The 11,538-nt window shown below is 73.5% G+C and carries 8 protein-coding genes; 2 read left to right on the forward strand and 6 right to left on the reverse strand.

What is annotated here, in order from left to right:
• Positions 1 to 14: 14 nt before the first annotated feature.
• From GTY58_RS29915 to GTY58_RS29940, 6 genes are all read right to left on the reverse strand, one after another.
• A complete protein-coding gene (locus tag GTY58_RS29915) occupies positions 15 to 749 on the reverse strand; it encodes a class I SAM-dependent methyltransferase (protein WP_010987135.1) in 735 nt (244 codons plus the stop codon).
• Positions 746 to 2,071: a condensation protein gene (locus tag GTY58_RS29920; RefSeq protein WP_010987136.1), complete on the reverse strand. Its 1,326-nt coding sequence runs from the start codon at positions 2,069 to 2,071 to the stop codon at positions 746 to 748. The genes GTY58_RS29915 and GTY58_RS29920 overlap by 4 nt, the downstream gene beginning before the upstream one ends.
• Entirely contained in the window at positions 2,068 to 6,612 is a 4,545-nt protein-coding gene (locus tag GTY58_RS29925) for an alpha-(1->3)-arabinofuranosyltransferase (RefSeq protein WP_010987137.1), read from the reverse strand. The genes GTY58_RS29920 and GTY58_RS29925 overlap by 4 nt, the downstream gene beginning before the upstream one ends.
• Entirely contained in the window at positions 6,609 to 7,334 is a 726-nt protein-coding gene (locus GTY58_RS29930; RefSeq protein WP_010987138.1) for a class I SAM-dependent methyltransferase, read from the reverse strand. Before GTY58_RS29930 ends, GTY58_RS29925 begins: the two co-directional genes overlap by 4 nt.
• Positions 7,331 to 8,566 (reverse strand): glycosyltransferase family 4 protein, encoded by a 1,236-nt coding sequence (locus GTY58_RS29935; protein ID WP_010987139.1) that lies wholly within the window; start codon positions 8,564 to 8,566, stop codon positions 7,331 to 7,333. The genes GTY58_RS29930 and GTY58_RS29935 overlap by 4 nt, the downstream gene beginning before the upstream one ends.
• A 224-nt stretch (positions 8,567 to 8,790) precedes the next feature.
• On the reverse strand, positions 8,791 to 9,768 hold the full coding sequence (locus GTY58_RS29940) for a DUF3068 domain-containing protein (RefSeq protein WP_010987140.1): 978 nt from the start codon (positions 9,766 to 9,768) through the stop codon (positions 8,791 to 8,793).
• 282 nt (positions 9,769 to 10,050) lie between these two features.
• Here GTY58_RS29940 and GTY58_RS39850 point away from each other — a divergent pair, with 282 nt between their 5' ends.
• Together GTY58_RS39850 and GTY58_RS29945 are read left to right on the forward strand one after the other, a co-directional pair.
• Complete coding sequence (locus GTY58_RS39850; RefSeq protein WP_167544203.1) at positions 10,051 to 10,203, forward strand: hypothetical protein; 153 nt, start codon at positions 10,051 to 10,053, stop codon at positions 10,201 to 10,203.
• Positions 10,204 to 10,246: 43 nt separating this feature from the next.
• Positions 10,247 to 11,488: a helix-turn-helix domain-containing protein gene (locus GTY58_RS29945; RefSeq protein WP_010987142.1), complete on the forward strand. Its 1,242-nt coding sequence runs from the start codon at positions 10,247 to 10,249 to the stop codon at positions 11,486 to 11,488.
• Positions 11,489 to 11,538 lie beyond the last annotated feature (50 nt).

Consider the following 11,538-nt stretch of genomic DNA (forward strand, 5'->3'; position numbering starts at 1 on the left):
CCCCACCACACGGCCTACGTCCTTCGGGCGTGCAGAAGCAGCAGCGAGGCCGCCGACGGGACCGCGCAGGCGAGGCGGTCCAGCGGGCGCAGGGGGCGCGGTACGCCGTGGAAGGGCGCACCCCGCAGCCGTACGACCTCGAAGCCCGATGCCGTCATCAGCTCCCGCAGCGCACGGGCGGTGCACAGCCGCAGATGGCCCACCACCTCGGTGCCCGGGCGGCCGTGGATCGCGCGCAGGCTGACCTCCGAGAAGACGGGCTGTACGCCGGCGAGCAGCAGCGCCCGGTTGTACCAGGCGGCCAGGTTCGGGGTGGAGAGCATGAGATGACCTCCGGGGCGCAGCACGCGGCGGATCTCGTCGAGGGCGCCGTCCGGGTCCACGAGATGCTCGATCACCTCGCTGAACAGGACGGCGTCGGCGGTGGCGGACGCGAACGGCAGCCCCCCGTCGGTGAGTTCACCGCGCACGGCGTACGGCAGCCGGGTGTGCGCGCGCCTGAGGGCGTCCTGGGACCAGTCGACACCGACGAGCCGGTGCCCGGCGAGGAACGGGGCCGCGGTGGCGGCCGCGGTGCCGTCGCCGCAGCCGATGTCGAGAACGGTCTTCGCGCCCGCGGTGGCCGGGCCGAGGGCGGCGGCCAGCATGCGGGCCTGCCGCAGGCTGCGCGGGGTGCCGGAGGCGACGGGGACGGCGGGATCCTCATAGAAGTCCCGAAGTCCATTGCGTACGGGGGTGGTTGTCGTCATGGGTGGCGCTCCTGCGTGGCGTGCAGACTCTGCTCGAACAGATCGCGGAGGTGGGCGCCGTCGCCGTGGCTGAGCAGGGTGCGCGACCAGCGCAGGGCCAGATGGAGGCGGCCGGCGGTGGAGGCGGTGGTGACCGTCAGGCCCCGGGGCATCCGCGCGGGCGCCGAGAACCACACCGCGCGGGCCCGGCCCGCCGTGTCGCCGAAGTCCAGGGCGTACGGGATGCGGCCGATGTTGCTCAGCAGGGTGGTCGACGTCCAGGGTGCGGCGGCCCTGCGCAGACCGCGGGTCAGGGCCGCGCGCCAGGGGACGGGGACCACGGGCGCGGTCAACAGAGCAGCACCGTGCCCCAGTTGGGGGCGCGGAAGGGATTTGAGGGCGCGGGTGCGGTCGGCGGTGCGGCGGAGCAGGTCGGGCATGGAACCGCGGTCGACGGAGGTCAACTCCGCGGGAGCGAAGGGGACTTCGACCAGGCGGGTGCCGTTGCCGATGGGCATGTCCGTGCCGCGCGGGCGGTCGTCGACGGGCATGGTGATGCGCAGGGGGCGGGGGCGGGCGCCGTGTTCCCGGTTCCAGTGGGCGATCATCAGGGCCGTGGCGACCATGAGCTGGTCGTTCACGGTGTAGGGGGCGCCCTTGGGGCGGTGCGGGACGGACAGTTCGGTGACGAGTACGCCGTTGCCGGGGGAGGGCTCGGGAGCGCCGTGGGCCACGCGGGCGGGCGGGGTCCAGGTCGACGGGGTGTCCACCTGCTCCAGGGGAGCGTCCGGCGTCCGTACGGGAGGCGCCGACGGGGAGTTGTCGCGGCCGCCGTACAGCTCCGCCGCGGTGGCCAGGACGCGCAGGCACGCGGGGCCGTCCAGGGCGGTGTGGTTGATGGTGAGGAAGAGGACGGTGCCGTGCGACGGGTCGTCCTCGTCGACCACTTCGAGGCGGATCGGCGGCGAGGCGGTGAGCGGCGGGGCGGCGCCCAGGGCGCGGTCCCGGGCGTGTTTGAGGGCGTCCCGGTCCGGCGGCGGGAACGACACCACGTCCACGTCCGGGTCCGGCGTCAGCTCCCACTCGTAGCGACGGCGGTACCAGGGGCCCTCGGCCTCGCGCATCAGGATGCGGGGGTGGCGGTGCAGGGCCCGCGTGAACGCCGTGCGCAGGCGGGCCGGGTCCAGGCGGCCCGGCAGATGCACCTCGATGTGGACCGTCTCCGGCTCCTCCTCCTGGAGACAGTGCCGGGCCACCTCGTCGACCACGGGGAACGGGATGCGCCGCGGCCGCCGCGCGGGGCCGTTCGTGCCGTCGCGTGCCGGGTGCTCCACCGCGGTCATGGGGTATCTCCCTTCCCCGTGTCGTCGTCCGGCGCGGCGTCCCTGAACCCCGGCCCGCGCAGCGGCGGACGTGCCGTCGGCGGATCGGGCTCCTGGCGGCCGGGACCGCGCGCGGAGACGGTGTGGCCGGCCGCGGGCTCACCCTGCGGCGAGCCCGCGGGCTCGGCATGCGGTGTCCTTGCGGGCCCGGCGCCCGGTGCGCTTGCGGCCTCGGCGCCCGGTGCGCCCGTGGCCCCCGGCTTCTCCTCGCTGGGCTTCGCCCCCGGCTTCTTGCCCAGGAGGCTCCCGCCGCGAGGCCGCCGCGGCAACGGCTCCGTCCGCAACGGCTCCGCCGGGGCCTGCGCCCCGGGCGGTACTCCGCCCCGGTGCGTCGTCCCGTCACCGCCGGAGGCAGCGCCCCGGTGCGTCGTCCCGTCACCGCCGGAGGCAACCGGCTCCGGGATGCTCACCAGACCGGCGAACAGCCCGATCAGCGCGAGCAGTTGAGCCACCGGACCGAACGCGCCCTCGCTCGCCGACACCGGCGACCCGGCCCCCGTCGCCGCCGCGATCCCCGCCCCCGCGAGCGCCAGGAACGCGATCGGTACGAGCAGCGCGTGCCGTTTCCACGCCAGCAGCGCCAGCACCGGCACCAGCAGGGCGAAGAACCCGGCGATCACGACGCCGACCAGCGTCAGCGCCACCGTGCCGAGCCAGAGGCCGGGCGCCGGCGGCAGCGGCTGCGGCTCGTCGGCGTTGGGGGCGCGGCGCCGCCACAGGGCGAGGCCCACGAGGGCCGCCACACCGGCCCCGCCGCCGATCAGCCCGGCCTCGTACGTCGTCGAGGGCGCGTACGACAGCTTGACCGTGCCGCCCGCGCCGGCCGGGACGCGCCAGCCCTGCTGCCAGCCGTCGAGCCGTACCGGCGTGAGTTTCCTGCCGTTCAGGGTGGCTTCCCAGCCGTCGTTGTAGTTCTCGTACGTCGTCAGGTACGAGGCCGCGCCCCCCTCGACCGTCACCGCGCGGCGGTCGCCCAGCCAGTCGGCGATCCGCAGCGCCCGCCCGGCGGCCGCGGCCTCGGTGACCGTCCCACGGGTCAGCGTCACGTCCGTCACCGCCAGCGGCCCCGCGTCCCCGGCCTCGACCCGGTGCGCTCCCGAGCCGAGGTCCACCGCCGCGCTCGCACGCCCCTTCCGGCAGAGCGTCAGCTCGATGCCCCGGCGCTCGACCAGATCCCGTACGGTCCCCCTCGCGCTCGTCTCGTACAGCTTGCCGTCGATCGCGAGCACCGGCCCCTTCCCACACGGCAGCGAGAACGTCCGGGTGCTCGACGGCTGCGGCGTCCGGTACTGGTCGAGGGCCGGGATGTACGCCTCCGTGAGGCCCACGGGGAGTTGCAGGTCGTCGTCCGCGACCGGGTTGTGCACCGTGACGGGGGCCGTCTCCGTGACGGTGATGTCCAGCCGATCGGTGGTGATCGGGTCGAAGCGGACCCAGCCGTTCTCGTCGACCCCGGCGATCGCCGCCCCGTCCGGGGAGCTGATCGACACCTTCGTCGGACGGGACGAGAGCCCGCCCGCCGGGGCGAGGACGAGGGAGCCGACCGCTTGCTTGCCCGGCCAGCTCAGCTGGATCGTCGGGTTGTCCCCGGCGATCCACGCGGTGGTCAGATCCCCGTCGGTGAGATTGCGCGCCGACAGGCCGGCGCCGAGCTTCGCCGTCGAGCCGGCCGTCGCGGTGATCCGGCTCCGCTGGTCCGGAGCCACCTCGTACAGCAGCCGGTCCAGCCCCTCGCCCGCGATCGGCACCGCGCTCGCCTTCACCTCGTACGTCCCCGCCGCCGCCGTCGAGAAGCGGCGGTGCAGGCCCGCCTCCGTGCCCGTCGGGGAGAGGCCGGTGGGGTCGGCGGCGCGGTGCAGCGACACGATCTCGGCCGCGGCGTCGGACCCGGAGGCGTCCGTGGGGAGCCGGAGCATCCGGGTCACCTGCACACCCGGGATCCGGATCTCCGAGAAGCCCGCTCCGGTGAGCCCGGTCCGCCGCTCCACCGAGTCGAGGATCGTGATCTTCAGCCAACTCGTCGAGCCGGGACGGACGTTGATCTTCTGGGTCATGCCGTCGGGCTGGAGATAACTGGTGACGGAACCCTTCTCCGTCTCCACGCGCACCCGCGTCGCCGCCGACCGCACCCCGCCCTGCGGCAGCGGGGTCACCTTGAACGACGACGGCAGGTCCACGGACCCGGTGAAGGCGATCCGCAGCCACTGCCCGTCGGCCGAGCCCGCCGCGCCCTCCGCCCACGCCGTGTCCGGGTTGCCGTCGAACGCGTTCACCGGGTCGTACTGCGGGAGGTGGAACAGCCAGTTGCCGCTGGAGGACGCCGTCACCGAGCGGGCCCCGCGCAGTTCGGCCACCGTCTGACGGTCGAGGCCCTTGGCCGGCAGGATCTGGTGCGGTGGCCTGCCGGGATCCTGGGCGCTGTCGCTCGCGTTCCGCTCGTCACGCGTATACGTGTACGAGGTGTTGGAGTTGACCAGCCCGAAGCGGGTGTCCGCCCTGCGCAGCCCGTCGCCCACCACCTGCATCTCCGGGGCGCCGAGGCCGGGGTGGCTGTCGCCGGTCAGCACGGCCGCCCGGTCGCGCATCGCGGGGTCGGCGGACAGCGGCAGCAGCGACTCCGGGCCGCCGGAGACGACGGCGGTGCCCGCGACGGGGGTGAGCCCGGCCTGCCCGGGCCGGGGTACGTCCGTGCCCGGCTCGTAGATCTCCACGGCGCGCTGGCGCGGATACAGGCCCTCGACCTGCATGGGGGTGTCGTCCGCGATCCGTCCCCCGGTCATGACCGGGCCGAAGCCGGTGACACGCTGGAAGCCGGACTGCTCCAGCGTGCGCTTCACGGTCGTGGTCGGTACATAGCCGATCTGGTCGGGGTCCAGGTCGTTGCGTACGACGACGTAGTAGAGCCCGGCCCGGCTCAAGTAGTCGGCCAGGCCCGGGACTTCGCCACCCGTCATCAGGGCCTGCTCGACCGCGTCCAGCGCGCGCCGGTTGCCGGGGGTGCCGAAGGGCACGTAGTCACGCTGGGCCCAGCGGGAGTCGGCGAGCACGTCGAGGGGCTGGTCGATGGGGGAGCCCCAGGTGTAGATGCCGTGCGCGGTGGCCGGGACGACGAGCGCCCGGGAGTCGGGCGAGTACTTCTTCAGCCAGTCGGCCGTCGTGTGCCAGTACCGGGGGAGTTCCTGGAAGGAGCCGGGCTGCAGGACCGAGCCGTTGAGGTAGGGCCAGGCGAGTCCCGGAAGGATCAGCACGGCGGCGATCAGCGGAGCGAACCGGCGGCCGCGCACGGGACGCGCCCCGCGGGCCTGCGCGGCGACCCCCAGCAGATGGGCCAGGCCGAACACGAGCGCGAGAGCGAGCCCCGTCTGGAACTTGTAGATGTTGCGGAAGGGGACGAGCCAGCCGTTCAGCCAGTCCTGGACGACCCCGTGGAAGGGCGCGCCGAACGAACCGCCGTACCCGGCCAGGGTGATGAGCGCGACCGCCAGCACGGTCAGCACCAGCCAGCGACGCTCGGGCAGATCCCGTCTGGCGAGCCCGGCGAGACCGAGGCCGGCCGCGAGCGCCGAGCAGACGATCACGAGGACGGAGGACGCGACGGTCCAGCCGGCCGGCAGCCAGGCCTCGCCGAAGTGCAGATACGCCACCCAGTTCCCGGCGCCGCGCAGCGACTCGACCGCCGACATGGTGTCCGTCGTGGTCCGCGCAGTCTCCACGTAGGGAAGGAAGTTCTCGCCGTAGATGCCGAGCATCAGCAGCGGGACCACCCACCAGGCCGTCGCCAGGAGCACGCCGAGGACCCACCAGCCGATCAGCTTGCGCCGGCGTGGTCCGCGCGGGCGGGACAGCAGGTAGAGGCCGACGGGCAGGAGCGAGGCGAGGGTCGCGGCGGCGTTGACGCCGCCCATGAACGGGATGAACAGGGCCGAGCGGAAGGCCGCGACCCGGGCGCTGTGCCGCTCGTTCGTCAGCGGCAGCAGCACCCACGGGAGGAACGCGCCGGGCAGCGCGGCGGCCGAGGTCGAGCCGACGACGACCGTGAACACCGGCCACAGCGCGTACGCCACGGCGGCGAGCAGCCGTGCCGGGCCGGTGCCGATCCGCAGCCGCTCGGCCAGCCGCAGCGCGCCCCAGAAGGCGACGGACACGACGAGGGAGAACCACAGCCGCTCCGCGAGCCACACCGGGAGGTGGATCAGCTTGCACAGCCCGTAGTACGGCAGCATCGGCCAGGCGTAGCCGACGTACTGGTCCTGGATGCCGCCGAAGCCGCCCCGGTCGTGCCACAGCTGCCCCAGGTCGGACAGGAACTGCCAAGGATCGAGGGCGACACCCAGCTTGGTGTCGAACGTCGTCCGCCCGGGGTGCACGGCCAGGAACAGGACGAACACCACGGCCCAGAACCCCAGCAGCCAGCGCCGCGACCGCGGGCCTTCCGGCGGCCCCTCGGCGGTCCCTACAGGTCGTACCGGCGCGGGAGGAGGGGCCTGGACCGTGCTCGTCATGGTGGACACCGCCGGAGGATGAGGAGGAGGTTCCAGGTGGCGAACTCGCGCAGCCCCGGCGCCTTCGCGACGGCTTCCGCGAGGAACGGCCAGTAGCGGGAGCGCGCCGAGACGACCGTGACGTCGTCGCGGGCGCGCACCTGCCGCAGGGTGGGTCCGATGTGCACGGCGAAGAGGTTCTCGCCGAGGGTGTGCTTGGCGGGCCGTCCGGTGCGCCGGCGGTAGCGGGCGCGGGCCCGCTCGGCGCCCAGGTAGTGCCATGGCGCCCACTCGTGACCGCCCCACGGGGACAGCCAGTTGGTGAACGACACGTAGATCAGCCCGCCGGGCCGGGTCACCCGCACCATCTCGCTGAGGAAGGTCTGCGGATCGGCCACGTGTTCGAGAACGTTGGAGGAGAAGCAGACGTCGGCGACCGCGTCCGCGAGGGGGAGCAGATATCCGTCCGCGACGACGGACCCGGCGGGGGGCTTCGGGCCGAGCTCCCCTACGTCCGGCTCGAAGAGGTAGGCGCCGGCCCCGCGCCGCCGGAACTCCTCGGTGAAGTAGCCGCCCCCGCCGCCGACGTCGACGACGGTACGGGCCTTCACCGGGCCGCCGTACGCCTCCACCTGGTCGGCGGCGTCCCGGGCGAGCAGGGAGTAGCAGGCCTCGGGGTCCTCCTGCTCGTGCCGGAAGGCACGGAAGAGGGCGAGGGAGCGGCGTATCGAGGGATCCTTCATGGGGTCCGGCCCCTCACCGCCTCCGCCGCCACCGCTCTGAACTGGCGGACCGTGTGCTTCCAGCGGTACTGGGCGGCGCGGTCGCGGGCCGCCTTGCCCATCAGTTCACGGCGGTGGGAGGAGAGCGCGAGGGCGCACCAGGCCGCCGCGAAGGACGACTCGCCGCGGGCCAGCACTCCCGTCTCGCCGTCGGCCACGGAGTCCCTGAGACCGGGTACGTCGAAGGCGATCGCCGGGGTCTCACGGGCGGCGGCCTCGGTCACCACCAGGCCCCAGCCCTCGACCGCCGAGGGGTGCAGCAGGAGCCAGGCCGCGCACAGCAGCCGGTGCTTCTCGGCCTCGGAGACATGCCCGGCGAACTCCACGCCGGGCCCCGCGAGCTGCTCCAGGCGCGCCCGTTCGGGTCCGTCGCCCACGATCACCAGGCGGCCGCCGGTGACCGGCCGTACCCGCTCCCACAGCCGCAGCAGCAGATCGATCCGCTTGTACTCGACGAGCCGTCCCATCGCCACGAACAGCGGCTCGGGCGAACGCGGCGCGCGCGGCCCCGGTTCCTCGACCCCGTTGTGCACGACCCGGATGCGCTCGCGCTCGACGCCGATCGCGCGCAACGCGTGTGCCGTCGACGGCGAGACGGCGACCAGCAGGTTCCGGCGCTGCGCACCGGCCAGTGCCCAGTGTTCGAGTCTTCGGCCCAGCCGCGCGGCCGGCGCCAGGGGCCCGCCGAACCGCATCCGCCACAGGTCCGTGTGGACGTGGTTGACCAGGCACAGGGTCGGCCCGCGATGCCACAGCGGAGCCAGGTACGGCATGCCGTTGCACACCTCGACGAGCAGGTCGCAGGCGCCGACCCGGCGGTGGAAGGCGGACCGGGCGCGCAGGTAATGGCCGAGGTCGCCGCCCGCCGAGACGACGCGGTAGTCGTGCCGGGGGGTACCTCCCCGCTCATGGGGGTCCCCGTTCGAGCGAGGCCGAGAGCCCGGGGGAGGAGCCGGGAGCCCCGGGGAGGCCGGTCCGCCGCACAGCAGGGTGACCTGATGTCCGAGGCGGGTCAGTCCGTCGGCGAGCCGGTCGACGAGCAGTTCGGAGCCGCCCGCCGCGGGATTGCCGAGATCGCGATGGGCGAGGAAGACGATACGGCGCGGCTGTGGGGGGAGCGCCGGAGGGTCCGGAGGGTACTGCGCGGCAGGCGGGAAGGCGTCGCGCAGTGAGGACGGCACGTGCTGGGGCATGGGTGCTCCAACTCGTCTCGGGGTGCGGAACTCAGCGTGGGGAGGGCGGGCGGGCAGCTCGCCGGTCGGCCGTGCGGGGGGACCTTCTGGGGGGTCTGAGCTCTTCTTGTCGCTCGGGTGTGGCCGGGTTGTGCTCGGGTGGGGTGGGACAGTTTTCGCCGAGCGGTCCGGCGCGGCTACTCACCGAGGTGACAATTTCCGGGGTTTGTGGAGCTGACGCCACGTCATATCGTGGGCGGAGGCGGGGAGGACTCGGACGTATCGGGATGTGAGCGCCCGCGTACCACCAAAACGGCACCCACCACAGCGAGGACGAATCCCGCCACACCGGCACCGATGGGCAACGTCCGCCCCACCATGCGCAGTTGACCACTCTCCTTCTTCGCCTGCTCGACCTGGTCCTTCTGGGTGGCCGCGGTGAAGGCGATCTTCCGGCTGTCGAGGAGGACGACCGCGTCCTTCTTCGCGCCCGGCGCCCGCAGCGTCTTGCGGGGCCCGACCTGGGCGTAGAGCACCCGTCCGGTGCGCTGGTCGGCGACCAGTTCGATCCCGTGATTGGCGTACCACTCCTCGGCCAGTACCTGGCTGCTCTTCGGGCGGCCCACCAGGGCGCCCGGCACCAGGCGGGTTCCGGTCCGCGTCGCGGGCACGGTGCCGGTGAAGCGGTAACCCTCGTAGCCCTGGATCTTCTTGACGCCCGAGTAGGTGAGGGTCACGGTCGCGCCGAGGGAGTTGTCCCACCAGCGGTAGGCGTGTTTGCGCACGTCGAAGGGGAACTTCAGATAGGCGTCGCCCTCGAAGTAGGGCTTCTCCCGGCAGCAGTGCGCCGGCCGGTTGGTCTTCCGGTCGGTGACCCAGCGGCCCGGCATGAACTCCAGCGCGTCGTGCGGGTCGGCGGCCGGCAGCGACTTGTCCGTGTCGACGGTGGTCGTCACGTCCCAGACCGCCTTGCCGCTGCGCTCGCTGTCGGCGACGTTCCCGCGCACGCGCTGGGTGACGGTGATCTTCTGGCCGGCCACGGTGTCGACCTTGTCGACGTCGAAGACGCTGCCGGTGCCGGTGTAGACGGCGGTGGTGTCGATGTCGATCGGATTCACGGCGGCACGCGGTTTCACGTACCAGGCGAGCAGCGGGGCCAGCACGAGGAGGAACGTCCCGAGGCCCAGCAGGATCAAGGAGACGGGTGAGGCGGTTCGGCGCATCCGGGCACTCCAGGGGCGTGAGACGGCTCGACACACCAGGTGAGGCGGATGGTACGGGTGGATATGCATGTCCACGGGTGAGTCGACACCGAGAGGGAAAGTGCGCGTGCGGTACGGGCCGGGAACCGTAGGCGCACCCTTGACGGGGTGTCAATGCATTGCCGAGACTGAGGACTTGCCGGACGGGACCGGCAAGCCGGGCAGGGACCACGGGGCCGTGCGCCTTCGGTCCCGTGGAGCGCTGGGGTGGGGACGACCTCCGACAGAGAGGCTCACCCTGCGATGTCCAGACTGCTTGCCGCCGCTCTCACCGTCGTGGCCGCCACCGCACTCGCCGTGGGCGCCGCGCTCGGCATCGTCGCCCTGCTCGACGCGACCCCGGACCAGCCGAACACCCCACTGATCACATACGAGCACACCGGCCAGGAGCGCTGACGGTGCCTGCCCGCCGGGAGAAACCGACTCCAGGAGCAGCCCCGTGACCGCCCGTCCGTCGGCCCTGCCGACCCGTTCGGCCTGGCGGGATGTGCCGCGTCTCCAGGTGCGGCAGTTCGCGGCGCTCGCGATGGCCGAGGCACCCTTGCTCGCCGAGGAGATCCTGTGCGAGATCCGCCGTGAGTACCCGCATCTGCCCGTCGTTCTCGACGACTCCGGCGAGCCCATGGCACTGGTCGGCATCCGCCGCGCCATCGAGGTCTTCGTCCAGCACCTGGAGACCGCCGAGGGCCGCCCCCGCGTCCCTCCCGAGGTCTTCCAGGAGTTCGGCCGCGGCGAGGGACTGAACGGCCGCAGCCTCGACTCCCTCCAGGCGATCTACCGGCTCGGCGTACGCCTGGCCTGGCGCCGCTTCGCGGAGATCGGCCAGCAGGTCGAGATCCCGCCTCCGGCGATGTACGAACTGGTCGACGCGGGCTACGAGTATCTGGACGGCCTGGTGGACCAGTCCGTACGCGGCTACGCCGAGGCCGCGGCCCGGCAGGCGGGCGAGCGCCTGCGCCTTCAGCGGCGTCTCATGGAGCTGCTGCTCGCCGAGCACCACCGCGGCGACCCGGCCGACGCGCTCGCCGAGCGGGCCGCCCGGGTGGGCTGGCCGCTGCCCGACAAGGTCGCCGTGGGCGTACTGCTGCGTCCGGCGCGCGAGGCCGTCGCCCCCGCGGTCGGGCAGGGTGTACTGCTCGACATGGAGTACGAGCAGCCCCACATGGTCGTGCCGGAGCCGGACGCCGCCGGGCGTCCGGAGCTGCTGCACCGCGCCCTGACCGGCTGGGCGGGCGCGATCGGCCCGCCCGTCCCCCTGGCCGAGGCGGCGAAGTCGCTGCGCTGGGCGGAGGCGGCGGTACGGCTCATGGAGCGCGGGCTGCTGCCGGGCGGCGAGGTGCTGCACTGCACGCAGCACACGGAGGCGCTCGTCCTGTTGCAGCCGGAGGAGCTGATCGACGACCTGGCGTCACGGTGCCTGGCACCGCTGGCCCACTGCGGCCCCACGCACCAGCGCCGCCTCGCGGAGACACTGCTGGCCTGGCTGGAGACCCGGGGCGGGGCTCCGGAGGTCGCGGCCCGCCTGGGCGTCCACCCGCAGACCGTCCGCTACCGCCTCCGGCAGATCCGCGAACTGTGGGGCGGCGAGATCGACGACCCCGACCGCCGCTTCGAGCTGGAGCTGGTGCTGCGGACACAGCGGCTGCGCGGCGAACTCGGCGGCCCCAGGGCCCGCCGGTAGCCGTGGACGCCGACAGCCCGGGCACGCCGACCGTCAGAGGTATGCGGTAT

Origin of the sequence: Streptomyces sp. SID5469, assembly GCF_009862865.1 — a bacterium.
GTDB lineage: Bacteria > Actinomycetota > Actinomycetes > Streptomycetales > Streptomycetaceae > Streptomyces > Streptomyces avermitilis.